This is a genomic window from Streptomyces sp. NPDC004647 (assembly GCF_040609575.1).
Classification (GTDB): Bacteria; Actinomycetota; Actinomycetes; order Streptomycetales; family Streptomycetaceae; genus Streptomyces.
The window spans coordinates 7,975-32,413 of the sequence record NZ_JBEXKU010000015.1 but is presented as its reverse complement, the minus strand read 5'-3'; the positions used below and the strand labels follow the sequence as shown (position 1 = coordinate 32,413).

Below are 24,439 nucleotides of genomic sequence, written 5' to 3'. Positions count from 1 at the left end.
GCCGAGCCCACATCGCCGTCAGAACGCTACGCGCGTAGCGCAACCTCGGCACGATAGCGTCGCCTTCGCCCGCCACCCTCAGGGTCCGTCCAGTAAACGTCCGGCCGAGCAGGCCACACCGCTCCTTTCCCCCGAGGAGAGTGCGCCATCAAAGCGTCCAGCAGCAGTCCGCAGGCAGAGAGCGCCCCTGCCGTAGAACTTCACGGGATCACCAAGCGGTTTCCCGGAGTTGTGGCCAACCACGACATCGACATCACGGTCCGGCGCGGCTCCGTGCACGCGCTCGTCGGTGAGAACGGCGCCGGCAAGTCGACCCTGATGAAGATCCTTTACGGCATGCAGAAGCCGGACGAGGGCACCATCACGGTCGGCGGCAAGCAGGTCACCTTCCACAGCCCTGCCGACGCCATCGCGCAGGGCATCGGCATGGTGCACCAGCACTTCATGCTCGCCGACAACCTCACGGTCCTCGAGAACGTCGTTCTCGGCGCCGAGAAGCTGTACGGCATCGGTGCCAAGGCCCGCGCGAAGATCGTGGATATCTCCGAGGCGTACGGCCTGAACGCCCGCCCCGACGTTCTCGTGGAGGACCTGGGCGTCGCCGACCGCCAGCGCGTGGAGATCCTCAAGGTCCTCTACCGCGGCGCCCGCACGCTCATCCTCGACGAGCCGACCGCGGTCCTCGTCCCGCAGGAAGTCGACGCGCTCTTCGACAACCTCCGCGAGCTCAAGGCCGAGGGCCTCACCGTCATCTTCATCTCGCACAAGCTGGGCGAGGTGCTGTCCGTCGCCGACGACATCACCGTCATCCGCCGCGGTACGACGGTGGCCTCCGTCCACCCGGCCGATGTGACGCCCAAGCAGCTCGCAGAACTGATGGTCGGCACCGAGCTGCCCTCGCCGGAGACCCGCGAGTCCACGGTCACCGAAGTCCCGATGCTGACCGTCGACAAGCTGCATCTGTCGGCGACCGACAGCGACGGCGTCGTACGGGCCGTACTCGACGGCATCTCCTTCACCATCCACAAGGGCGAGGTCCTCGGCATCGCCGGTGTGGAGGGCAACGGCCAGGCGGAGCTCGTCGAAGCGGTCATGGGCATGCGCGACCCCGACGGCGGCGTGATCACCCTCGGCTCCGACGACATCTCGCACGCCCCGACCCGGCGGCGCCGCGAGGACGGCATCGGCTACATCCCCGAGGACCGCCACCGGCACGGCCTGCTGCTGGAAGCCCCGCTGTGGGAGAACCGCATCCTCGGCCATGTCACCGAGAAGCCCAACAGCAAGGGTTCGCTGCTCGACCTCAAGGGCGCCCGCGCCGACACCGAGCGGATCGTCGCCGAGTACGACGTCCGTACGCCCGGGATCGAGGTCACCGCGGCGTCGCTGTCCGGCGGCAACCAGCAGAAGCTGATCGTCGGCCGCGAGATGAGCCATACGCCGAAGCTGCTGATCGCGGCCCACCCGACACGTGGTGTGGACGTCGGCGCACAGGCGCAGATCTGGGACCAGATCCGGGAAGCGCGCCGGGAGGGCCTGGCCGTACTGCTGATCTCCGCCGACCTCGACGAGCTCATCGGGCTCTCGGACACCCTGCGGGTGATGTACCGCGGCCGCCTGGTCGCGGACGCCGACCCCGCCACCATCACCCCGGAGGAGTTGGGTTCGGCCATGACCGGCGCCGCCCGCGGCCACCTCGAGCACCACGAAGACGACACGGACGGGGGAGGCGAGAACCGGTGAAGAAGTTCGACAAGGACCGGCTGATCCTCGGGATCGCCGCCCCCGTCCTCGCCATCGTCGCCGCGCTGATCCTCACCTCGCTGATCATCCTGGCGGCCGGAGACGACCCGATCAACGCCTTCGGTGTGATGGTCGACTATGGCTCGAAGAGCGACAGCCAGGTCTGGATCATCAACAAGGCGGTCCCGTACTACCTGTCCGCGCTCGCCGTCGCCATCGGCTTCCGGATGAACCTCTTCAACATCGGCGTCGACGGCCAGTACCGCATCGCGGCCTTCTTCGCCGCCGTCGTCGGCGGTGCGCTCACGCTCCCCGGCATCATTCAGATTCCGCTGACCATCATCGTCGCGATGCTGGTGGGCGCCATCTGGGCGGGCATCGCGGGCGTGCTCAAAACCACGCGTGGCGTCAGCGAGGTGATCAGCACGATCATGCTGAACGCCATCGCGGCGTCGGTCATCGGCTACTTCCTGGCGGAGGGGCGGCTGGCGGAGAAGGACGCCAACCTCATCCACACTCCGTTCATCCCGGAGTCGAGCCACTTCTTCACCATCCCGACCACGCCCGACCCGATCGAGGGCTTCATCGTCGTCGCGGCGCTCGCCGGAGCCGTCTACTGGTTCCTGCTGAGCCGCACCCGCTTCGGCTTCGACCTGCGCACCGTCGGCCGGTCGGAGTCCGCCGCCGAGGCCAGCGGGGTCAGCGTCAAGCGGATGGTGGTCGTCAGCATGGTGCTGTCCGGCGCCGCCGCGGGACTCGTCGGCATGCCGACCCTGCTGGGCGAGTCGTACAACTACGGCACCGACTTCCCGGCGGGGATCGGCTTCACCGGTATCGCCATCGCGCTCCTCGGCCGCAACCACCCGGTCGGCATGGCGCTCGGCGCGCTGCTCTGGGGCTTCCTGGAGCGCACCGGCAGCCGACTCGAATTCGAGGGCTACGCCCAGGAGATCGTCGGCGTGATCCAGGGCGTCATCGTTCTGTGCGTCGTCATCGCGTACGAACTCGTACGCCGGTACGGACTCAGGAGCCAGCAGCGGAAGGTCGGCGCGGAGCTCGCCGCCCAGGCCCGTAAGACCGACAACGCGGGGGTGTCCGCATGAGCGCGACCACGGCCACGGCGCCCGCGCGGCGGCCCGGCAAGAAGCAGGGCGGCCGCCGGAAGCTGTCCTACCCGGTGATCCTGCTGATCATCGCGGGCGCACTGATCGTGCTCTCCGCGCTGCGCGCCATCACCGGCGCCGAGGATCTCACCTCCTTCGGCCAGTACAGCGGCGCGCTCGCCGCCGCGGTGCCGATCGGACTCGCCGGCCTCGGCGGTCTGTGGTCCGAGCGCTCGGGCGTCATCAACATCGGCCTCGAGGGCATGATGATGTTCGGCACCTTCGCGGCCGGCTGGATCGGCTGGCAGTACGGGCCGTGGTGGGCGGCCCTCGCGGGCGTCGCCGGCGGTGCGGTCGGCGGTCTCATCCACGCGATCGTGACCGTCACCTTCGGGGTGGACCACATCATCTCCGGTGTGGCGATCAACATCCTGGCGCTGGGCTTCACCCAGTACCTGGCCAAGCTGTGGTTCGGCGCCGAGGGCAGCGCGGCCGCGGCCGCGGGCGGCAACGACAAGCAGTCGCCGCCGATGGACAACATGCCCACGTTCTCCATCCCCGGTCTGTCCGACTGGCTGGGCTCGATCGAGGCGCACAACTGGTTCCTCGTCTCCGACACCGCGGGGATCGTGCGCGGCCTCGTCACCGACGTCTCCTGGCTGACGCTGCTCGCGGTGGGCCTGTTCATCGGGACCGCCTTCGTGCTGTGGCACTCGCCGTTCGGGCTGCGGCTGCGGTCCTGCGGTGAGAGCCCGATCGCCGCCGAGTCGCTCGGTGTGAACGTGTACCGGTACAAGTACGCGGCCGTGATCACCTCCGGCGGACTGGCCGGACTCGGTGGCGCCTTCATCGCGATCGGCACGCACTTCTACCAGGACGGCCAGACCGGCGGCCGCGGCTACATCGGCCTCGCCACGATGATCTTCGGTAACTGGCGGCCGGCCGGAGTGGCCATGGGCGCGGGCCTGTTCGGCTTCACCGACAGCCTTCAGCTGCGCGGCGGCGGCCGGACCGTGCACGCCCTGCTGCTGCTCCTCGCCGTGCTGCTGATCGCCCTCGCGCTGTGGAAACTGCGCTCGGCACACCGCATCCAGGCGGCCGTCAGCGGAGTCATCGCCCTCCTGCTGATCCTCTGGTACGCGCTCACGGAGACCGTGCCGGTGGAGATCGTCGACGCCACCCCGTACGTCGCCACCCTGTTGGTCCTGTCGCTGTCCGCGCAGCGGCTCCGGCCGCCCAGGGCGATCGGCCGGGCTTACCGGAAGGGCATGGGCACATGAGCGACCCCTCCGACTGGGAGGCACTGCGCGCGCTGGCCCGGGCGGCCATGTCCCGGGCGTACGCCCCGTATTCCGGATTTCCGGTGGGCGCCGCCGCGTACGCCGACGACGGCCGTACGGTCTCCGGCTGCAATGTCGAGAACGCGTCCTACGGTGTGGCGCTGTGCGCCGAATGCGGGCTGGTCTCCGAGCTGTTCGCCACCGGCGGCGGCCGGCTCACCGCTTTCACCTGCTGCGGCCCCGACGGCGAGGTGCTGATGCCGTGCGGCCGCTGCCGCCAGCTGTTGTGGGAGCACGGCGGGCCCAAGCTGCTCGTCGACACCGCGGGCGGCATCCGCCCGCTCAGCGACCTCTTCCCCGACGCGTTCGGTCCTGACGACCTCCTCAGCCGGCGCCTCAAGGGCATCAACCACCTGAAGGGGGACCTCTGATGGACGCCATCAGCGTGATCCGTACGAAGCGCGACCTTGGCCGTCTGACCGACGCTCAGATCGACTGGGTCATCGACGCGTACACCCGAGGCGAGGTCGCCGACGAGCAGATGTCCGCGCTCGCCATGGCCATCCTGCTCAACGGCATGGACCGGGCCGAGATCGCCCGCTGGACCGCGGCGATGATCGCGAGCGGCGAGCGCATGGACTTCTCGGGCCTCCCGCTGCCGACATCCGACAAGCACTCCACGGGCGGCGTCGGTGACAAGATCACCCTGCCGCTGGCGCCTCTGGTCGCGGCCTGCGGCGCGGCCGTGCCGCAGCTGTCCGGCCGCGGCCTCGGCCACACCGGCGGGACGCTCGACAAGCTGGAGTCCATCCCCGGCTGGCGGGCGCTGCTCTCGGGCGAGGAGATGCTTCAGGTGCTCCGGGACGCCGGCGCGGTCATCTGCGCGGCGGGCGACGGGCTCGCCCCGGCGGACAAGAAGCTGTACGCGCTCCGCGACGTGACGGGCACGGTCGAGGCCATCCCGCTGATCGCCTCCTCGATCATGTCCAAGAAGATCGCGGAGGGTACGGGCGCGCTCGTCCTCGACGTCAAGGTCGGCTCGGGCGCGTTCATGAAGAACCTGGACGACGCGCGCGAGCTCGCCTCCACGATGGTCGGTCTCGGCAACGACCACGGTGTGAAGACCGTCGCCCTCCTCACCGACATGTCGACGCCGCTCGGCCTCACGGCGGGCAACGCGCTGGAGGTCCGCGAGTCGGTGGAGGTCCTGGCGGGCGGCGGACCGGTCGACGTCGTCGAGCTCACCCTCGCACTGGCCCGCGAGATGCTCGACGCGGCGGGCGTCACGGACGTCGACCCGGCGAAGGCCCTCGCGGACGGCTCCGCGATGGACCGCTGGCGCCGCATGATCATCGCCCAGGGTGGTGACCCGGACGCCCCGCTGCCGGTCGCGCGCGAGCAGCATGTGATCAACGCGTCGGAGACCGGCGTCCTCACCACCTTGGACGCCTACGCGGTGGGCGTCGCCGCCTGGCGCCTGGGCGCCGGCCGGGCCCGCAAGGAGGACCCGGTACAGGCGGGTGCGGGCGTGGAGATCCACGCCAAGCCGGGCGACCGGGTGACCGCGGGCCAGCCGCTGCTGACCCTGCACACCGACACCCCGGAGAAGTTCCCCTACGCCATCGAGGCGCTCGACGGCGGCGTCCTGGTGGCCCCGCCGGGCACGGCGTACGAACCGCCGCCCATCATCCACGACCGCATTGCCTGACAGCCCTGAAAGCCTCGTCTCGTGCGCCATGACCGGTCACGAGGCGGGGCTTTCTTGTGCCCCCTGAACCTACAAAAATATCCCGACTACGTACCCAACGACCTTAATCCCTGATATGCCTCGCGCAGATCTGATGCTTCCGGAAGCTGTCGGGCTTCAACTGCCTTGACCACTTCCAACGCTCGCCAGTGATTCGAGGGGACCACCCTGCCACTGAGTATGGCCTTGACGGCTGCATCACAAGCTTCGTCCAGTCTGTTCTCTGTCAGCAGCACCAACGCCAGATCAATGTTTGCTGATGCTACCCGCCTGGGCCATTTTGTGATGTCATCAGCGGGCGCCAACTGTGCGATAACTTCCTGCGCGCATGTCTCGGCTGCCGGATCTCCCAGCCATGCAAGGGTAGTTGCCGTATAGGCAAGAGACTTTGCAGGATCGTACTGGTAATGGTGTTCTGGGCGTTCCGTCCGCTCCAGCGAGGCCGACATTTTTTGCACTCGGTTGATTGCCGAGTAGGTTTCCTTGGACTGCCCGAGACGCGCACTCGCGCGTCCCTCCTGGGCAGTGGCCTGAATCGCCGCAGAACTTCCGGTCGGCGCGATTCTCTGTGCAATCCGGGAAAGCTCGAGGGCTCGCACGTAGTCGCCCTCCGTCAACACGCGCCACGCATCGGTCTCAAAGCACCACGCCTGGATTTCGGCGTGTTCGGCCTGGCGGGCGAGAGCGACCGCGGTCTGCAAACGTGCTGTAGCGGCGTGCTCCTGCTTCAAATCGATGTGGAGCGTAGCGCCGAACAAAGAAAGCCATCCGCCGACGACCAGCAAACGCCGGTGCTCTTCAAGTGTTTTGCGCGCATCCATCAGACTGGCGACGTAGGCCGCGTGTTGCCGTACCAGCTGGACGAGATCCTCTGGTGGTGTCACCGGATAGGCGGTGGCCAGCTCATCGAAGGCACGCTCAAGACGGTCAAGAGTGTCTGATCCTACATCGCTTGCCTGAACACGCCGCGCCAGCTCCCACGCCTCGAACTCGTCATCGTGGTCCGGCGCAGCGCTGCCATTCCATGGATTGGCCATCGCCGTCGGCGGAGTACAGGGACCGGAACTAGTCAGAAGGGCGTCAAGTTGTTTCGACGTGATTTCCAGTAGCTTCGCGATCCCCGGCCTCAGCCATGGTTGGGGGTCGGTCTCGCCCTTTTCCCAGCGCTGAACTGTGGTCCGGTCCACCCTGAGCGCTTCGGCGAATGCCTCTTGGCTGTATCCGCATGCCTTCCGGCGCTCGGTGAAGCGTCGCCGCTTGATCGCCATACCCGCCCCTCCGTCCGGGTGCTGTCCTCCCTGGTCAGCGTATCCGGTGCGGCCATGATGCAGCAGGACAGCGGCCTTTCTGCCGTGGCCTCAGAGATCCGCACGGTGGACGCTGCGAGGCATGGCGACGACAGCAGACAACGCACTGAAGACCGGCAGGCGGGCAGCCGACGATCTGGCCGACGCGCTCAGAGCGGCAGGCTTCACCTTCCCATCGCTGTCCGGCGATTTCCCCGTGATGGACCGGGCGCTCGTTCAGCTCGGCGGACTGTCTGCTGACGAGGCGTTCCGACTTGCGGCATGGGTCAGGGAGCGGACCGGGTGAGCGCCGCCGACGACGGCCCTTGCTCGCTGATGACGTTGCGGGTCAGCCGCGATGGTGGGCGCACTTACGGGCCGACGCGATCGGTCCGCGCGGGCGACCCCGTGATGATCCTGGACAGCCCTGTTCACTTCCCGCCCTGTGAGTGTCACCGCTGTGCCCCCGAGCGTCAGGCGGAGCGGGCTGTTGCTGCCCGCGCCTTGCGCTCCGTATGACCCCCGCCCGTATGACCCCGCCCCAGCCGTCGGCACGGAAAGGTCGGCAGCCGGGGCCGGTGCGACGACTGCGGGGGGAAAGCCTCCCCGCAGTGCAAGGGAAGGAAAAGCCAGATGACCGAGCGACCCGAGTTCGAGTTCGTTGCGGTATGCCGCCCTCGCCCGAAAGAGGTTCCCAACTGCCCGGAGGTGGCGACCAACATCCCTGGCGTCGTGGCGTTCCGGGACAGCGACCAGCCCACGACCGTCGTTACCATGACTCCCGAGTCATGGGCGATGTTCACCGACGCTGTGAAGGCCGGAGAGTTCGACATCTCCGCCTGATCTGAGAGGCCCGTCATGCATGAGTGCCCACGGTGCGGAGAGCAGATCGAGCCGGATCCGGAGAGCGGGTGGCGCTTCTGCTTCTCCTGCGGCGAGTTCTACGGCGTTCCGGAACCTTCGGCGTGCCCCGGACTGGACCAGTGGCGCAATCGGGCCACACAGTCGCCCTACATCCCCCGCAAGCACGAGTAGCGGGCAGAACAATGGGCCCCGTCCATGCGCTGCCTCGGGCACGTGGACGGGGCCTGCCTCACGGTGCTCCGTCGCCGTGGATGCACCCCTGGGTGCTGAGCCATGCGAGCGGGCCTGTCCCGGAGCTGCCCCAAACTGGGCGGGGCCTCCACCCGGACGGAACGGCCGAGGGGCCGTTTCCGCCTGCGCACAGGCGGCGGAAACGGCCCCTCGGCTTTCGCGTAAGCAGCTCAGGGGCGGACAGCGGCCGAGCCGTACGCGGGATGCGCCGCGCGGGCGCGGCGCTCCGCCAGCGCCTTGCGCGTCGCGTACAGCGTGATCCCCGCCGCGCCGACCACCGCCGCAAGGCCGAGTCCGACCGTGCCTTCCCAGCCCGCCGAGTGGAACGCGAGCGCGCCGAGCGCGCCGCCGACGCTGCTGCCCAGGTAGTACGCCGTCTGGTACAGCGCGGACGCCTGCGCGCGCCCCGTCTTCGCCGCGCGGCTCACCGACGAGGACGCCACCGCGTGGCCCGCGAAGAAGCCCGCGGTGATCAGGACGAGGCCCAGCAGTACGGCCGTCAGCGAGCTGCTGAGGCTCAGCAGCAGGCCGGCCGCGGTCGTGGCCACGGCCGCGTACAGCGCACCGCGCCGCCCGAGCCGCGCGACCAGGCCGCCCGCCGCCGCCGAGGAGACCGTGCCGACCAGGTAGACGAGGAAGATCGAGCCGACAATGCCCTGCGGCAGGCCGAACGGCTCGCCCATCAGCCGGTAGCCGATCACGGTGTACACCGCGCCGAAGACGGTCATGAAGAGCGCGCCGATCGCGTACAGCCGGCGCAGCAGCGGGTCGGCCAGATGACCGCCGACCGTACGGGCCAGCACCCGCGGGCTGATCGAACCGGCCCTGAAGTGCTGTGCCTTCGGCAGCAGCAGCCGGAACGCCACAGCGCACAGCACGGCCAGCAGACCGACCGCGGCCAGCCCGGCCCGCCAGCCCCATGCCTGGGCCACCCAGCCGGTGACGATGCGCCCGGACATGCCGCCGATGCTGTTGCCGGCCACGAACAGGCCGATCGCGCCGACCAGGGCCTTCGGCCGCACCTCTTCGGCGAGGTAGGCCATCGCGGACGCCGGGACGCCGGCCAGGGCCACGCCCTGGACGGTGCGCAGCGCGATCAGCGTGCCGAGGTCGGGGGCGAAGGGCACCACGAGGGACACGACGGCCGCGACGGTGAGCGAGGCGGTCATCATCGCGCGCCGCCCGAAGCGCTCGGAGAGGGCGCTGAGAGGGAGGACGGCCAGAGCCAGGCCGGCCGTGGCGGCGGAGACCGTCCAGCTCGCCGCGTCCGGCGTCACGCCGAATCCGGCGGAGATGGCGGGCAGCAGCGCCTGGGTGGAGTAGAGGAGCGCGAAGGTGGCGACTCCCGCCGCGAACAGGGCGGAGCTCATCCGGCGGTAGCCGGGGCCGCCGGGGCGCAGCTTGGTGGCATCGGGGTCGGTCGGGGATGAGGGTCCGCCCGGCCGGGAACCGGCGGGGTACGGCGCTGTGGAGGCGCCCACGTGGAGGGTGGACGCCCCGGTATCTGCAGGAGGCATGTATTCAACGTAGGCATGGCAGCCTCATGCGTCCAATGCATAGACTTGCCATAATCGTTCCCATGGCGCATGAACGCAGCTCACGACCCCGTATGTCACCGGTCGGCAACGAAGAAGACATCCTTGCAACAGGCGAGGGACCCGCCGCCGAACTGGACGCCGATTCCTGGCCGGCGCTGCTCGCGCCCCGGCTCGCGCAGTTCGCGGGGGTCGCCAGGCAGGAGCATGTGACGCGGGCGGCGCACCAGCTCGCCGTGCCGCAGTCGACGCTCAGCCGGGGGATGGTGCGGCTCGAACAGGACCTGGGGGTCGCCCTGTTCGCCCGCCACGGCCGGACCCTGTCGCTCACCCCCGCGGGCCGTACGTTCCTCGGATCCGTCGAACGGGCGCTGGCGGTGATCGAGCGCGCGGCGGAGTCCGTACGGGCCGACGCCGACCCCGCGGCGGGCAAGGTGGCCTTCGGCTTCCTGCACACCCTCGGCTCCGAGACGGTCCCCGGCCTGCTCCGCACCTTCCGTGCCGACCATCCGCGTATCCGCTTCCAACTGGTCCAGAACTACGGGGAGGCGATGATCGAAGGGCTGCGGGCCGGCGACCTCGATCTGTGTCTGACCTCGCCGATTCCGGACGCGCCGGACCTCGTGGCGCGCCGACTGGACGAGCAGAAGCTCAGGCTGGTCGTACCCGACGACCACCGCCTCGCCAAGCGCAGGCGCGTCCCGCTCGCCGAGGCCTCCGGCGAGCTCTTCGTCACCCTCGAACCGGGCTACGGACTGCGGCGGATCACCGACGCGCTGTGCGCGGAGGCGGGGTTCAGCCCGCGGGTCGCCTTCGAGGGGGAGGAGGCGGAAACGCTGCGCGGGCTGGTCGCGGCGGGCCTGGGGGTGGCCCTGCTGCCGCCGCCCGCGGTGCCGCGGCCGGGCGTCGTGGAACTGACGGTCACGTCGCCGCGGGCGGTACGTGAGATCGGCGTCGCCTGGCTCGAAGGCCGCCCGGACACACCGCCGGTGACGTCCTTCAAGCGCTTCCTCCTCTCGCGCCGGGGTCAGTTGCTCCCCCGCTGACCCTTCTCACGGGCGCCGCCGTGCCGATGGGAGGACGCCCGCGAGCCGGTCAGTGGCGCAGTGACGCGCCGAAGCCCGCCGCCAGCGGCATGCGCAGACCCAGCGGCGGCGGAGCCGCCAGCGCGTCCGCGACCGGCCGGGAGAAGCCGCGGGCGAAGAGGGCGCCGAGGACGAAGTCCGTGGCCAGGGCCAGGACTTCGGGGCGGTGCTGGCTCAGCGCATGGCCGTCCGTGTGGACCTCGAAGCGGCACACGTCGCGGTTGACCTTCTTCGCGCGCTCCGCCAGCCGGTAGGACAGCTCCGGATCGGTCCGCTCGTCGTTCGTGCCGTGTACGAGCAGCACCCGGCGGCCGGTGAGCTGTTTCACCGGATCGGGGCAGTCCTGTGTTTCCCGTTCGGGCAGCCAAGGGGCGAGCGCGAGCACAGAGTTGACGGCCGGGTGGTCCGCGGCGCGGAGGGCGGCGCGGGCGCCCATGTCCGTACCGGCCAGGCATACGGGAACGTCGCCGTAGCGCCGTACGGCTTCGTCCGCCGCCCATCGGGCGTCCTCGACCGGATGGGACGAGGAACCGTTCCAGCCGCGATAGCGGTAGTGCACGACATGGGCGACCAGGCCGTCGTGACGGCCCTCCCGTGCGAGCCTCCGGGCCAGTGGTCGCGCGGCCGCCGCGGTGACCGGCGACAGCCGCCGTGTACTCACCGGCTCGCCGCCGGGCAGTAACAGCACCACCCCATGGACCGTGGCACCGCCACCCGTCGCTCCCGCCGCCCGCCCCAGCCGGGCACCCCGCACCGGCACTGCTTGCTGAGCCATGCCAGAACGATGGCAGAAGAACGGGTGTACTCCACCCCGCGGTCGGGTCACCTTTCCGTATCGGTCGGAGCGCTCTACGCGCGTAGGCGTTACAGTGCGGAGATGACGAGCGAGACCACCAACACCCCCGGCCCGGACCAGATCCGCCGAGCCCCCAAGGTGCTGCTGCACGATCACCTCGACGGCGGCCTGCGCCCCGGCACCATCATCGAGCTGGCCCGCGAGATCGGCTACGAGAGTCTCCCGGAGACCGAGCCCGACAAGCTGGGCCTCTGGTTCCGCGAGGCCGCCGACTCCGGCTCGCTGGAGCGCTATCTCGAGACGTTCTCGCACACCTGCGCCGTCATGCAGACCCGCGAGGCGCTGGTCCGGGTCGCCGCCGAGTGCGCCGAGGACCTCGCCGCCGACGGTGTCGTCTACGCCGAGGTGCGCTACGCCCCCGAGCAGCACCTCGAGGCCGGGCTCAGCCTCGAAGAGGTCGTCGAGGCCGTGAACGAGGGCTTCCGCGAGGGCGAGCGCCGGGCCCGCGGGGACGGCAACCGCATCCGGGTCGGCGCCCTGCTCACCGCGATGCGGCACGCCGCCCGCGCTCTGGAGATCGCCGAACTCGCCAACAGCTACCGCGATCTGGGCGTTGTCGGCTTCGACATCGCGGGCGCCGAGGCGGGCTACCCGCCCACCCGCCACCTCGACGCCTTCGAGTATCTGAAGCGGGAGAACAACCACTTCACCATCCACGCCGGCGAGGCCTTCGGCCTGCCGTCGATCTGGCAGGCGCTCCAGTGGTGCGGCGCCGACCGGCTCGGCCACGGCGTACGGATCATCGACGACATCCAGGTCGCCGACGACGGCACCGTCGAGCTCGGCCGCCTCGCCGGCTACGTCCGCGACAAGCGCATCCCGCTGGAGCTGTGCCCGACGTCCAACCTTCAGACCGGGGCCGCCGCCTCCTACGCCGAGCATCCGATCGGGCTGCTGCGACGGCTGCACTTCCGCGCCACCGTCAATACCGACAACCGGCTGATGAGCGGCACCACCATGTCCATCGAGTTCGAACGGCTGGTGCAGACGTTCCGCTACACGCTCGATGACATGCAGTGGTTCACCGTCAATGCGATGAAATCCGCGTTCATCCCTTTCGATGAACGTCTGGCCATGATCAACGATGTCATCAAGCCCGGATATGCCGAACTGAAGTCGGAGTGGCTCTTCCACCGCCCGACCGGTACATCGGCTGTGACCAGCGGTTCCACCTCAGAACAGGGCTGACCGTACGGGTCGGTGGGAACGGCCGGGACCTCGTGACCCGGCCGTTCCCGGAGGTTTGCGGCAGGCACCTTCCCTGACTACGTTTCGGAGTCTCGCGGTCACGGTTCGTGTGTTTCTGTGTGCCCGTACCGCGGTGCCGCTCAGCACTTCCCCCCATCACGAGGACGTATTCGATGAAGCAGGGAACCGCCAAGATTCTCGGTGTCGCCGCGCTCGGCGCCGCCTTCGCCGCTGCCGCTGCCGGCTCGGCCTCCGCCGCCGCCACCACCGACGTGCTGGGCGGCTTGCCGCTGAAGCAGGCCACCAAGAGCCTGCCGGGTGCGTCGGAGAGCTTCGACGCCGGGCAGAGCGCCATGTCCAAGACCAAGAAGGGGCTGGCCGCGATGCCCTCCGAGGAGCGTGCCCCCGGCGGTCTGCTCGGCGGCCTGCCCGCCAAGAAGCCGGTCAACAGCAAGCTCCCGGTCAAGAATCTGCCGCTCAAGAGCGTCGGCGGCGGCAAGTCGGGACTGCTCTGACCACAGGGTCCGCATGGAGCGGCGGGGTGCACGTCCGGAAACGGCGTGCACCCCGCCGCGTTTTTGCCGCTCCGTCGGCCCGGCCCTGCGGTCACCAGGCCTCGCGGTGGGACTCCTCGGACGGCAGCAGCACCCACAGCACCAGGTACAGCAGGAACTGCGGGCCGGGCAGCAGACACGAGACCACGAAGATCACGCGCATCGTGTTCGCGGAGGTGCCGAAGCGTTGAGCCAGCGCCGCGCACACTCCGCCGATCATCCGTCCGTCACGGGGGCGGGCAAGGGCGGTCATGATGGACTCCTTCGCGAACCGTGAGGTCCTGTCGAGGCCGAATGTCCGGCAGGAAACGGTCTGTTCCGATACCTCGAAGCTACGCCTCGCGAAGCGGGTGCGGCGTCGGCCTACGGGGCGATCCCGACCCTGGACATCGTCGGGGTCGGCCCCTGGGGCCCCTCCTCCCGCGGGAGGTGCGACGGCCGGGCGCCGTGCTCCCTGCGGCGTATCAGGCCCCTGAGCGGCGGCGCCAGCAGCAGATACGTGATCCCCACCCCGGCCGTGTTGAGTAGTACCGAGTCCACGTCGAGGGTGCGTCCCGGCACATCCGTCTGCAGCAGCTCTATTCCGAGCGACACCATGGCGCCGGTGAACACCGTGTGCGCGAGCGACGAGAGCCAGGAGCCCGCCAGCCGGCCCGTCACCATCGGCAGCAGCACCCCGAGCGGTGCGAGCAGCAGGAGTGCGGGCACGAGGCCGTGTGCGGCCTCCCAGGGGCCTTGCGCCAGCTCCGCGCGGACGGTGGCCAGCGGCCGCAGATTCGCCGCCGGCACCCACGGCACGGACAGCGGGCGCAGGGTGAGCCAGCCGACGGTCAGCAGATGCACGACCAGGAATACGAGTCCCGTCGCGCGGAGGCGGAAGGTGGCGCTGTCGCCGGAGCCATGACGCTGCACGTCCAGGAGGACGCGCCTGCCGGTGGGCCGGTTCCGGGGGCAGCCGGTCAGTCACTGCTGTTACCCGGTAGTTACTGACCCCCCGGTCAGTGACCTGCCCGCTACGGACCGTGGTCCGGCCTGGTATCGTGCCAGGTCAGTCCAGCGGAGTGCCCGCGTTCCGCGCCGCTTCCGGCCTGGCCCGCAGGCCCGGTGTGCACACGTACCGCTGGAGCGAACCCTCCGCGGGCCCGCCGAGAACCACCGAACGGCCTCCCTTCGCGGCCGCGGCCGTGTCGGCGTACGTGCAGACGAGCTGTGCCAGCGCGTACGACGGCAGCTCGTCCGGCACCCTGCTCAGCCGCAGCGCCTCCTCCGGGTCCCCCTTGCGCGCCCCGGTGACCTCGAGGTCGTCCGGCACTTCGGTGGAGAACCCGGCCTCCTCCTCGGGGGCGGTGGGCTGGTCCTGCAACTCGTTCAGCAGGGCGCGGGCGACCCGCAGCCGGTCCGTGGCGAGCCGGTCCCCCGGCACCCGGACCGTACGGTCGACCGGCAGGAGCTGTGTGCTGCAGACCAGAAAGACCTTGACCGGTACCGCGTTCGCCGAGTCCCCGGCCGAGCCGCGGTCGCCGGGCACCGAGCAGGACGCGCGGGACGGGGCGGCTCCGGCGTCGACGGGGATGGACGTACCGCGGATCCCGCAGCCGGCCGCGCCCAGCAGGAGCGTGACCGCGGCGACGGCGCGCGCCCGGCGACCGCGCACCCCCGGGAGCCGGCCACGAACCCCGGGGAGGGAGCCATGCACCCCCAGGAGGCGGTCACGCGCCCCCGGGCCTGCCGGTCGGAAGTCGGTCGGATGATGCATCACTGCGCGTCCTGTTCGTCCTCGTCCTCGTCCGGCCCCAGCCGTGAGGCGTCCAGCGGCAGCCGCAGCGTGAACACCGCACCGCCCCGTGCCGAGTTGGCCGCGGTGATGTCACCGCCGTGGATATGCGCGTTCTCCAGCGCGATGGAGAGGCCGAGGCCGCTCCCCTCGGACCGCGGCCGGGAGGCGCTCGCCTTGTAGAAGCGGTCGAACACATGCGGCAGGACGTCCTCGGGGATGCCAGGACCGTGGTCCTTGACCTCCACGATCAGCTCCGACTCCGGCGTGCCCTCGGCAACCGTACGGACCGAGACCCGCACCGGGGAGCCGCCGTGCTTCAGCGCGTTCCCGATCAGATTCGCCAGGATCACATCCAGCCGCCGCGGGTCGAGCCGCGCCATGATCCCACGCTTGGCGTCCAGCTCCACCGCGTCCAGCCAGGCCCGGGCGTCGATACACGCCGTCACCTGGTCGGCCACGTCCACATCGTCCAGCACAAGCCGGGCCGTGCCCGCGTCGAACCGGGTGACCTCCATCAGGTTCTCCACCAGGTCGCCCAGCCGCCGGGTCTCGGTCACCACCAGATGCACGGCCGGCGCGATCATCGGGTCGAGGTTGTCGGCCTCGTCCTCCAGCACCTCGCTCACCGCCGTTATCGCGGTCAGCGGCGTACGCAGCTCATGGGACATGTCGGCGACGAAACGCCGGCTCGCCGCCTCCCGCGCCCTCAGCTCCTCGACCCGCTCCTCCAGCGACTCCGCGGTCCGGTTGAACGTCCGGGACAGATCGGCGAGTTCATCCGTACCGGACACCCTCAGCCGGGTGTCGAGCTTGCCCTCGCCCAGCTGCTTCGCGGCCTCGCCCAGCCGCTGCACGGGCCGCAGCACCGTCGTCGCGGCGGCCTGCGCCAGCAGCGCCGAGCCGATCAGCGCGAGCCCGGTCGCGATGCCGAGCGACCACGCCAGCGAGTTGAGGTCGTCGCGCTCCGAGGCGAGCGACTTGAGCATGTAACCCGTCGGCCCGTCGCCGATGACCCGCGCGCCGCCGACCAGGTACGGATCGCCGTGGATCGTTCTGCGCTGCCAGTACAGGTGGTACGGCAGTCCGTCGCCCTCGTCCACCGGGCGTTCCTTGTTGACCGCCTTGCGCAGCGCGTGCGGCACCGCACCCAGGGTGAACACCGACGAGTTGGAGGGCGCGGTACAGGCGCCGCCGCCCTGCCCCTTGTCGATCAGCACCACCTCATAGCGCTGCGTCGTGCCCGCCATCCGGTTCGCGGCGTCCTGCAGCCGGTCGCAGGAAGGGCGCAGCGGCAGCGAACCGGCGTTGTCCTCCAGAGACTTGCGGAAGTCGTTCAGGGCGGCGTTCTGCGTGCGGGTCAGCACCGCGTCACGGTTCAGCCAGTACGCGATCCCGGACGCCGACACCGCGGCGGTCAGCGCGACCAGTGCGAAGACGACCACCAGCCGCAGCCGCAGGCTGGTCAGGCGCAACATGCCCGCCGCCCAGCCGCGCACCCGGCCGGGCGGCGCATGACCCGTCACTGAGGCGTGTCCAAGCGGTAACCCACGCCCCGGACCGTACGGATCAGCGTCGGCGACGACGGCACGTCCTCGACCTTGGCCCGCAGCCGCTGCACGCACGCGTCCACCAGCCGGGAGTCGCCGAGGTAGTCGTGCTCCCAGACCAGCCGCAGCAGCTGCTGGCGGGAGAGTGCCTGGCCCGGCCGCCGGCTCAGCTCCAGCAGCAGCCGGAGCTCGGTCGGCGTCAGCTGGAGGTCCTCACCGTTCTTGGTGACGGTCATGGCCGACCGGTCGATCACCAGACTCCCGAACGCCGCCGAGTCGCTGGACTCCCGGTCGCCGCGCCGCAGGACGGCCCGGATCCGTGCGTCGAGCACCCGGGGCTGCACCGGTTTGAGCACATAGTCGTCGGCGCCGGACTCCAGACCGACCACGACGTCGATGTCGTCGCTGCGCGCGGTCAGCAGAATGATCGGCAACTGGTCCGTGCGCCTGATCCGACGGCACACCTCGAACCCGTCGATACCGGGCAGCATCACGTCCAGCACGATCAGGTCGGGCCGCTGCTCGCGCAGCAGTTTCAGGCCCTCCTCGCCCGTGGCCGCGGCCACCACGCGGTGGCCCTGGCGGGACAGGGAGAGCTCGAGGGCCGTGCGGATGGCGTCATCGTCCTCGATCAGCAACAGGAAAGGCACGTTGGTCATTCTGGCCCAAGGAGTGCCAGGAGTTCGACAGCAGGAGCCCTCCGGTATACCCGGACCCTCCCGGATGTTCCTGTGACAGGCCTGTGACAGTCGACGGACAGCCCGATGAAACTGGCCCGGCAGTCTTTTGTGCACCGGACAGGACCACCGTCCGGAGGCAAGAAGACCGAGCAGGCTCCACCGACGGGGGGCGCGAGATGAACGCACTGCACACCGGCACCACCAGCGCAGTCATTCGCACGCGCCTGCACGCCGCCGGCCGGAGCTCGGAGAAGTCCGGTGCGGTGAGCGGACGGGGGTGTGCTCGCGGCACCGGACGCCAGCGGCCGCCGTACATGGTGGCGATCGACGCGAACACGGTCGCCGACGGGGGCAGCGGGGGACACGGGGGATCGTCGTACAGGGAGGACACGGGGCAGCGGAACGGCCTGTCGGAGACGCTGAACGCCGAAGCGGAGTTCACCGCCTACGTGCAGGAGCGCCGCGCCTCCCTGTACGCCACCGCCTACCACCTGACCGGTGACCGTTACGAGGCGGAAGACCTGCTGCAGAGCGCGCTGTTCTCCACCTACCGCGCCTGGGACCGGATCAGCGACAAGGCCGCGGTCGGCGGCTACCTCCGGCGCACCATGACGAATCTGCACATCAGCGCCTGGCGCCGGCGCAAGCTGAACGAGTACCCGACCGAGGAGCTGCCGGAGACGGTGGGCGACCAGGACGCGATGCGCGGCACCGAGCTGCGCGCCGTGCTCTGGCAGGCCCTGACCCGGCTGCCCGAGCTGCAGCGCACGATGCTCGTACTGCGCTACTACGAGGGCCGGACGGACCCGGAGATCGCCGACATACTGAACATCAGTGTCGGCACCGTCAAGAGCAGCATCTGGCGCTCACTGCGCCGGCTGCGCGAGGACGAGACGCTCACCTTCGGGCGGGACGAAGAGGAGTCCTTCGGCGAGCTTGTCGCCTGAAGGCAGGGGCCCCGGGGGAACGGGGGGCCCGAGGGGGAACGCCGCCGTGTCGGGGGGAGACGGCGGAGCCTGTCCTTCGGGGGAGGGACAGGCAGCACGGGGGAGATGGGCCCGCCCATCGGGGGATCGGCGGGTTGAGGGGGACAGCGGGACCGAGCGGCCGGGGGGTCTGCTCGGCCCCGCTTCTCTGCGTTTCTTTGCTTCTCGCGTTTCTTTGCTTCTCTGCGTCCGTCGCGTGCGCTCCGCCGGTACGGCCGGCGCTCCGCCGATACGGCCGGGTGTTCGCCGCGCCGGGACCGTCAGGCGCGTACGGCCTGTCCGGGCTTCGCGGGAACCCGGCCGCTCGTGGCCAGGGCGGTGATCCGGCTGTAGGCCTGGTCCTTGCCGCAGGGGCGGGCGCCGAGCGCCGCCTGCCGCGCGACGATCCCGCGCTCCGAGCGCATCAGCCGCCAGCCCCGCCGCAGCAGTACCCGTACCGACTTGCGATTCTCCCGCAGATCCCGCAGGAGCCGTCGTCGGAAGGTGGTGGACGGCCGGCCGCGCAGACACAGCGCATCGGCCAGCAGGCCCCGTTCTCGGCACCGGTCCACGACGTCCGCGCCGAAGATGCCCTCGGCGATGAAGAGGGGCGCGTGCCCGATGCCCAGTGCGCCCTCGCCGATGCGCGCGCTGGTGGCGATGTCGTACACCGGCACCGCGGTACGGCCCGTACGGCACAGCTCCTCGATCGCCGTGACCGCCGCTTCGGCATCCCACGACAGGGGCGAGTCCCAGTCCGTGCCCGAACCGTCCGGGAGAGCGGGCAGCGTCGGGTCGTCGCCCTCCTTGTAGAAGTCGTCGAGGTTGAGCACGGGCAGTCCGGTGCGGGCGGCGAGCGAGGACTTGCCCGAGCCCGAGGGGCCGGTCAGCAACACGACGCGGGCGGAGTGATGGTGGGAAGTCACGGGACAGCATTCTCGGGCATGTGGGCGGGTTTGCGACCCGCAGGGGGAGGAGAAAGTGGCCGCACCGTCACCGGGTCGACCACTTCGCGTTCCCGAACGATCACGCGTAATCAACGCGTACAGCTTCGGCACCCGGGTCGCCGACTTCCAACCGGTCGGCGGTGAGCCCGTGTTGGATCCGGCCGCGCGTTCCGGTGCGGCTCGCTGTCCCGACTGCCGGCGGCGCGCCGGGCCGCGGACGTGCTGCCCGGCCAGGCGCTCCGCGTCCTCGGATCAGCCCCGGCCGGCCGAAGCGGCCGACCGGTGCTTCGCCGTGCGAGGGACGTCAGGCCCCGACCGGGTGCCAGACCGTCTTGGTCTCCAGGAAGGCGAACAGCCGGCCGGTGCCCGGGTCGGCGGTCCAGTCCGTACGGGAGGGGCGCAGGACCCGCTTGAGGTTGTCCGCCGCCGATGTCTCCAGATCCTTCGCCAGTGTCCCCTCGTCCGGCAGGCCGGCCGTCCCCGTGAGGTCGATCGCGTTGACGTCCTGGTGCGCGGCGAGCGGCGCGGCGAGCTCCGCGGTCCGGCCTGAGAGCACATTGACGACACCCCCCGGCAGATCGGAGGTCGCCAGCACCTCTGCCAGGGACAGGGCGGGCAGCGGCGCCTTCTCCGAGGTGACCGCGACGACCGTGTTGCCGGTGACGATCGCCGGGGCGATGACCGAGATCAGGCCCAGGAACGAGGACTCCTGCGGCGCCAGGACGGCCACGACACCGGTCGGCTCGGGGGAGGAGAGGTTGAGATACGGCCCGGCGACCGGATTGGACGAGCCCGCCACCTGGGCGACCTTGTCGGACCAGCCCGCATACCAGACCCAGCGGTCGATCGCGGCGTCGACCTGCGCCGTCGCCTTGGACTTGGACAGGCCCTCGGCGTCCGCCACCTCGGAGACGAACTGGGCCCGGCGGCCCTCCAGCATCTCGGCGACGCGGTAGAGGATCTGGCCCCGGTTGTAGGCGGTCGCGGCCGACCAGCCGCCGAAGGCCTTGCGGGCGGCGACGACCGCGTCCCGCGCGTCCTTGCGGGAGGCGAGCGGCGCGTTCGCCAGCCATGCGCCCGTGGAGTCGGTCACCTCGTACACCCGCCCGCTCTCGCTGCGGGGGAACGTGCCCCCGACGAACAGCTTGTAGGTTTTCAGGACGCTGAGCCGGTCAACTGCATTCATTCTGCGCTCCCCTTCGGCTTCGACGGGGCGAGGTAGGCCTCCAGCCCGTGGCGGCCGCCCTCGCGGCCGAAACCCGACTCCTTGTAGCCGCCGAAGGGCGAGGCCGGGTCGAACTTGTTGAACGTGTTGGACCAGATGACGCCCGCGCGCAGCTGGTTCGCCATCCACAGGATGCGCGAGCCCTTCTCCGTCCAGATGCCCGCCGACAGGCCGTACGGCGTGTTGTTGGCCTTCTCCACGGCCTCCGCCGGAGTGCGGAAGGTCAGCACCGAGAGCACCGGGCCGAAGATCTCCTCGCGGGCGATGCGGTGCGCCTGGGTGACCCCGGTGAAGAGGGTCGGTGCGAACCAGTAGCCGGTGGAGGGGAGTTCGCAGGCCGGTGCCCAGCGCTCGGCACCCTCGGCCTCGCCCGCCTCGGTCAGGGCGCGGATACGGGCCAGCTGCTCGGCCGAGTTGATCGCGCCGACGTCGGTGTTCTTGTCGAGCGGGTCGCCCACCCGGAGGGTCTGCATACGGCGCTTGAGGGCGTCCAGCAGCTCCTCGGCGACCGACTCCTGGACGAGGAGACGGGAGCCCGCGCAGCAGACGTGCCCCTGGTTGAAGAAGATGCCGTTGACGATGCCCTCGACGGCCTGGTCGATGGGGGCGTCGTCGAACACGATGTTCGCCGCCTTGCCGCCCAGCTCCAGGGTGACCTTCTTGTCGGTGCCCGCGACCGTACGGGCGATGGCCTTGCCGACCTCGGTCGAGCCGGTGAAGGCGATTTTGTCGATGCCGGGGTGAGCGACCAGCTCGGCGCCGGTGGAGCCGTCACCGGTGATGATGTTGACGACGCCCTTGGGGAGCCCGGCCTGGCGGCAGATGTCCGCGAAGAACAGGGCGGACAGCGGAGTCGTCTCCGCGGGCTTCAGTACCACGGTGTTGCCCGTCGCCAGCGCGGGGGCGATCTTCCACGCGAGCATCAGCAGCGGGAAGTTCCACGGGATGACCTGGCCGGCCACGCCCAGCGGCCTCGGGTCGGCGCCGTGGCCCGCGTACGACAGCTTGTCGGCCCACCCCGCGTAGTAGAAGAAGTGCGCGGCGACCAGCGGGAGATCGGCGTCGCGGGACTCACGGATCGGCTTGCCGTTGTCCAGCGACTCCAGCACGGCCAGCTCGCGCGAGCGCTCCTGGATGATGCGGGCGATACGGAAGAGGTACTTGGCGCGCTCGGTGCCCGGCAGTGCCGACCACTTCTCGAAGGCCTTGCGGGCGGCTTTGACCGCCCGGTCGACGTCCTCGGCGCTCGCCTGGGCGACCTCGGAGAGGACCTCCTCGGAGGACGGGGAGACCGTTTTGAAGACCTTGCCGTCGGAGGCTTCGGCGAATGCGCCGTCGATGAACAGCCCGTACGACGGTGCGATGTCGACGACCGCGCGGGACTCGGGTGCGGGTGCGTAATCGAATGCTGCGTTGGTCATGGCAGTCTCAGTCCACCGTCACGTAGTCGGGACCGGAGTAGCGCCCGGTGCTCAGCTTCTGGCGCTGCATCAGCAGGTCGTTGAGGAGGCTGGATGCGCCGAAGCGGAACCAGTCCGCCGTCAGCCAGTCGTCGCCCAGCGTCTCGTTGACCATCACCAGGTACTTGATCGCGTCCTTGGTGGTCCGGATGCCGCCTGCGGGTTTCACTCCCACTTGTACACCCACGGCGTCGCGGAAGTCGCGGACGGCCTCCAGCATGAGCAGGGTGACGGGCGGGGTGGCGTTCACCGTGACCTTGCCGGTGGAGGTCTTGATGAAATCGGCCCCGGCGAGCATGGCCAGCCAGGAGACGCGCCGCACGTTGTCGTACGTCTGGAGCTCGCCGGTCTCGAAGATGACCTTCAGATGGGCGGCGCTGCCGTCCTCGCGCCGGCAGGCCTCCTTCACGTGGCGGATCTCCTCGAAGACTCCGAGGTAGCGGCCGGAGAGGAAGGCGCCGCGGTCGATCACCATGTCGATCTCGTCGGCGCCGGCGGCGACCGCGTCACGGGTGTCGGCCAGCTTGACGGGCAGGGCGACGCGGCCCGCAGGGAAGGCGGTCGCGACGGAGGCGACATGGACGTCCGGAGCGCCACCGGCGAGCAGGGCCTCCTTGGCGGTGGCCACCATGTCGGGATAGACGCAGATCGCGGCGACCTTGGGGACGCTGCGGTCGGTGGGATCGGGATTGATGCCCTTGGCGCAGAGCGCCCGGACCTTGCCCGGGGTGTCCGCGCCTTCCAGGGTCGTCAGATCGATCATCGAGATCGCCAGGTCGATGGCGTACGCCTTCGCCGTGGTCTTGATCGAGCGGGTGCCGAGGGTCGCGGCACGGGCCTGCAGGCCGACCGCGTCGACGCCGGGCAGGCCGTGCAGGAAGCGGCGGAGCGCGCCGTCGGAGGCGGTCACGTCCGCCATCGAGGCCAGGCGTTCCGCGGCTTCGGTGCCGTATGCGGGAACAGTGGTGGGCATGGTCACCAGATGAGCATATCTACGCGCGTAGCGACTGTCACCCCCGGGTCGGGCGTTCGGAGGGAGCCTCCGGTGCCGGGCGGGCGGCGGTCAATGCGGGGCCGGCACCGCGGTCTCGTACGGCGGGGAGCGCTGTTCCGAGCACGCCTCGGACCGGCCCCACGCGCGCGTAGGAGCGGTGCCGGACGAGCGGGCGGAGGCCGAAGCAGACCTGCCTGGCAGGCCCGGCAGTTGACGAGTGGGCGTCGGAGTCGGCGCAGGGGCCCGTGCCCGCGCGGCGACGCCGTCCGGGCTCGGGCGGCAGGCGGACGGGAACGCGGTTTCTTTGGCGAAGATTTGCGCGCGGCAGCGGCGTCGGAACCGATTCGGGGCGACTCCCGCTGCGCAGGCGTGGGTGGTGCGTGGTCCTCGCGGGGGCCGGGGGATGCGGACGTCCGATCCGCATCGGGGCGACGGGACGCCGGGCGACTGCCCCCTGCGCAGGGCGTGGTGGGTGGTGCGTGCTCCGGGCCGGGCGGCTGTGGGGCGCGGCCCTCGGGTGTGGTGCGGTGCGTCTGGCGAGGGCATGGCATTCGATGCCGGAACGCGATGTCCGGCATCCGGACGATCAGGCAGAATCGGCCCCATGACGAGCCCGGACAACTCCTCCGCCCCCAAGCCTGCGCAGCCGGAGCCGTACGCCGACCGGGTCTACCGCTCGCCGTCCGCGCTGATCGCCGGGGTGGTGCTGCTCGCGCTCGCAGCCTGGCTCGGCGGCGACGCGCTGGTCCGTGGCGAGGGGCGCACGCCCTGGCTGGCACTCGCCGCGCTGCTGCTCCTCGTCCCGCTGGTCGTGGCGTACACGCTGCGGCCCGCGGTCTTCGCCGGAACCGAGCGGCTCCGGGTCCGCAACCCCTTCCGTACGATCACCGTGCCCTGGGCGTCGGTCGAGGGCGTGCGGGCGGGTTACTCCAGTGAGCTTTTCGCGGGCGATCACAAGTACCAGCTGTGGGCGCTCCCGGTCTCGCTGCGGGCGCGCAAGAGGGCGGCCCGCCAGACCACCCGGGGCGCGGCGCAGGATCCGCATGCACGCGGGCGTGCCTCTTCGGCAGCGGGCCTCTCCGACGCTGCCCCCCGCCGTGCGCCCTCCGACCAAGCGATCGAGGAACTGCGGGAGCTGGCCGAGCGGCACGCGGACAGCGAGGGTGCCCAGGGCGCGCCGAGCGTGCGCTGGGCGTACGAGATCATCGCTCCCTGCGCCGTCGGTGCGGTCCTGCTGGTGGTTCTGACCGCCACCGGGTGAGAACGTCTGCTGCCGCCTGCCGCCTGCCGCCTGCCGCCTGCCGCCTGCCGCCTGCCGCCTGCCGCCTGCCGCCTGCCGCCTGCCGCCTGCCGCCTGCCGCCTGCCGCCTGC

At 70.5% G+C, this 24,439-nt stretch carries 24 protein-coding genes; 12 read left to right on the top strand and 12 right to left on the bottom strand.

Annotation, left to right across the window (positions count from 1 at the left end; translation table 11 throughout):
- Window positions 1-147 precede the first annotated feature (147 nt).
- From ABZW18_RS09185 to ABZW18_RS09165, 5 genes are read left to right on the top strand one after another with little or no spacing between them, the layout of a single operon-like run.
- A complete protein-coding gene (locus tag ABZW18_RS09185; RefSeq protein ID WP_356184478.1) occupies window positions 148-1,743 on the top strand; it encodes an ABC transporter ATP-binding protein in 1,596 nt (531 codons plus the stop codon).
- Window positions 1,740-2,846, top strand: coding sequence for an ABC transporter permease (locus ABZW18_RS09180; protein ID WP_356184292.1), 1,107 nt, complete (start codon window positions 1,740-1,742; stop codon window positions 2,844-2,846). Before ABZW18_RS09185 ends, ABZW18_RS09180 begins: the two co-directional genes overlap by 4 nt.
- Complete coding sequence (locus ABZW18_RS09175; RefSeq protein ID WP_356184290.1) at window positions 2,843-4,126, top strand: ABC transporter permease; 1,284 nt, start codon at window positions 2,843-2,845, stop codon at window positions 4,124-4,126. The genes ABZW18_RS09180 and ABZW18_RS09175 overlap by 4 nt, the downstream gene beginning before the upstream one ends.
- Window positions 4,123-4,557 carry a cytidine deaminase gene (locus ABZW18_RS09170; protein ID WP_356184287.1) on the top strand — a complete coding sequence of 145 codons (435 nt, stop codon included), beginning with the start codon at window positions 4,123-4,125 and terminating at the stop codon, window positions 4,555-4,557. Before ABZW18_RS09175 ends, ABZW18_RS09170 begins: the two co-directional genes overlap by 4 nt.
- Window positions 4,557-5,834 carry a thymidine phosphorylase gene (locus ABZW18_RS09165; RefSeq protein ID WP_356184285.1) on the top strand — a complete coding sequence of 426 codons (1,278 nt, stop codon included), beginning with the start codon at window positions 4,557-4,559 and terminating at the stop codon, window positions 5,832-5,834. Before ABZW18_RS09170 ends, ABZW18_RS09165 begins: the two co-directional genes overlap by 1 nt.
- An 86-nt stretch (window positions 5,835-5,920) precedes the next feature.
- On the opposite strand, the gene ABZW18_RS09160 is transcribed toward ABZW18_RS09165, so the two are convergent.
- Window positions 5,921-7,141, bottom strand: a complete 1,221-nt coding sequence (locus ABZW18_RS09160) for a helix-turn-helix domain-containing protein (RefSeq protein ID WP_356184283.1) — start codon at window positions 7,139-7,141, stop codon at window positions 5,921-5,923.
- A 121-nt stretch (window positions 7,142-7,262) separates the two neighbouring features.
- On the opposite strand from ABZW18_RS09160, the gene ABZW18_RS09155 reads away from it, so the two are divergent.
- Together ABZW18_RS09155 and ABZW18_RS09150 are read left to right on the top strand one after the other, a co-directional pair.
- Window positions 7,263-7,466, top strand: coding sequence for a hypothetical protein (locus ABZW18_RS09155; protein WP_356184280.1), 204 nt, complete (start codon window positions 7,263-7,265; stop codon window positions 7,464-7,466).
- 326 nt (window positions 7,467-7,792) lie between these two features.
- On the top strand, window positions 7,793-8,002 hold the full coding sequence (locus ABZW18_RS09150; RefSeq protein WP_356184277.1) for a DUF397 domain-containing protein: 210 nt from the start codon (window positions 7,793-7,795) through the stop codon (window positions 8,000-8,002).
- Window positions 8,003-8,424: 422 nt separating this feature from the next.
- Here the strand turns inward: ABZW18_RS09150 and ABZW18_RS09145 are convergent, their stop codons facing one another.
- Entirely contained in the window at window positions 8,425-9,771 is a 1,347-nt protein-coding gene (locus ABZW18_RS09145) for an MFS transporter (protein ID WP_356184274.1), read from the bottom strand.
- 62 nt (window positions 9,772-9,833) lie between these two features.
- Between ABZW18_RS09145 and ABZW18_RS09140 the strand changes: the two genes are divergently transcribed.
- Window positions 9,834-10,835, top strand: coding sequence for a LysR family transcriptional regulator (locus ABZW18_RS09140; protein WP_356184271.1), 1,002 nt, complete (start codon window positions 9,834-9,836; stop codon window positions 10,833-10,835).
- Window positions 10,836-10,884: 49 nt separating this feature from the next.
- Here the strand turns inward: ABZW18_RS09140 and ABZW18_RS09135 are convergent, their stop codons facing one another.
- Window positions 10,885-11,649 (bottom strand): alpha/beta hydrolase, encoded by a 765-nt coding sequence (locus tag ABZW18_RS09135; RefSeq protein WP_356184268.1) that lies wholly within the window; start codon window positions 11,647-11,649, stop codon window positions 10,885-10,887.
- Window positions 11,650-11,751: 102 nt separating this feature from the next.
- On the opposite strand from ABZW18_RS09135, the gene ABZW18_RS09130 reads away from it, so the two are divergent.
- Together ABZW18_RS09130 and ABZW18_RS09125 are read left to right on the top strand one after the other, a co-directional pair.
- A complete protein-coding gene (locus ABZW18_RS09130; protein WP_356184265.1) occupies window positions 11,752-12,918 on the top strand; it encodes an adenosine deaminase in 1,167 nt (388 codons plus the stop codon).
- A gap of 173 nt (window positions 12,919-13,091) precedes the next feature.
- A complete protein-coding gene (locus ABZW18_RS09125) occupies window positions 13,092-13,433 on the top strand; it encodes an ATP-binding protein (protein ID WP_356184263.1) in 342 nt (113 codons plus the stop codon).
- A 91-nt stretch (window positions 13,434-13,524) separates the two neighbouring features.
- Here ABZW18_RS09125 and ABZW18_RS09120 read toward each other — a convergent pair whose 3' ends face one another.
- The 5 genes from ABZW18_RS09120 to afsQ1 form a co-directional block, all read right to left on the bottom strand.
- Complete coding sequence (locus tag ABZW18_RS09120) at window positions 13,525-13,725, bottom strand: PspC domain-containing protein (protein ID WP_356184261.1); 201 nt, start codon at window positions 13,723-13,725, stop codon at window positions 13,525-13,527.
- Between the two features lie 110 nt (window positions 13,726-13,835).
- A complete protein-coding gene (locus ABZW18_RS09115) occupies window positions 13,836-14,384 on the bottom strand; it encodes a VanZ family protein (protein ID WP_356184258.1) in 549 nt (182 codons plus the stop codon).
- A gap of 136 nt (window positions 14,385-14,520) precedes the next feature.
- Window positions 14,521-15,126 carry a hypothetical protein gene (locus tag ABZW18_RS09110; RefSeq protein ID WP_356184255.1) on the bottom strand — a complete coding sequence of 202 codons (606 nt, stop codon included), beginning with the start codon at window positions 15,124-15,126 and terminating at the stop codon, window positions 14,521-14,523.
- A gap of 101 nt (window positions 15,127-15,227) precedes the next feature.
- Window positions 15,228-16,724: a HAMP domain-containing sensor histidine kinase gene (locus tag ABZW18_RS09105; protein ID WP_356184476.1), complete on the bottom strand. Its 1,497-nt coding sequence runs from the start codon at window positions 16,722-16,724 to the stop codon at window positions 15,228-15,230.
- Between the two features lie 44 nt (window positions 16,725-16,768).
- Window positions 16,769-17,446, bottom strand: a complete 678-nt coding sequence (afsQ1, locus tag ABZW18_RS09100; RefSeq protein WP_356184253.1) for a two-component system response regulator AfsQ1 — start codon at window positions 17,444-17,446, stop codon at window positions 16,769-16,771.
- Between the two features lie 206 nt (window positions 17,447-17,652).
- Here afsQ1 and ABZW18_RS09095 point away from each other — a divergent pair, with 206 nt between their 5' ends.
- Window positions 17,653-18,423 carry a SigE family RNA polymerase sigma factor gene (locus tag ABZW18_RS09095; RefSeq protein ID WP_356184250.1) on the top strand — a complete coding sequence of 257 codons (771 nt, stop codon included), beginning with the start codon at window positions 17,653-17,655 and terminating at the stop codon, window positions 18,421-18,423.
- 299 nt (window positions 18,424-18,722) lie between these two features.
- On the opposite strand, the gene ABZW18_RS09090 is transcribed toward ABZW18_RS09095, so the two are convergent.
- From ABZW18_RS09090 to deoC, 4 genes are all read right to left on the bottom strand, one after another.
- Complete coding sequence (locus tag ABZW18_RS09090) at window positions 18,723-19,367, bottom strand: ATP-binding protein (protein ID WP_356184248.1); 645 nt, start codon at window positions 19,365-19,367, stop codon at window positions 18,723-18,725.
- 325 nt (window positions 19,368-19,692) lie between these two features.
- Window positions 19,693-20,574, bottom strand: coding sequence for an aldehyde dehydrogenase family protein (locus ABZW18_RS09085; RefSeq protein WP_356184246.1), 882 nt, complete (start codon window positions 20,572-20,574; stop codon window positions 19,693-19,695).
- Window positions 20,571-22,034 (bottom strand): aldehyde dehydrogenase family protein, encoded by a 1,464-nt coding sequence (locus ABZW18_RS09080; protein ID WP_356184243.1) that lies wholly within the window; start codon window positions 22,032-22,034, stop codon window positions 20,571-20,573. The genes ABZW18_RS09085 and ABZW18_RS09080 overlap by 4 nt, the downstream gene beginning before the upstream one ends.
- 7 nt (window positions 22,035-22,041) lie before the next feature.
- Entirely contained in the window at window positions 22,042-23,046 is a 1,005-nt protein-coding gene (gene deoC / locus ABZW18_RS09075; RefSeq protein WP_356184473.1) for a deoxyribose-phosphate aldolase, read from the bottom strand.
- Between the two features lie 625 nt (window positions 23,047-23,671).
- On the opposite strand from deoC, the gene ABZW18_RS09070 reads away from it, so the two are divergent.
- A complete protein-coding gene (locus ABZW18_RS09070) occupies window positions 23,672-24,328 on the top strand; it encodes a PH domain-containing protein (RefSeq protein ID WP_356184240.1) in 657 nt (218 codons plus the stop codon).
- Window positions 24,329-24,439: the final 111 nt, after the last annotated feature.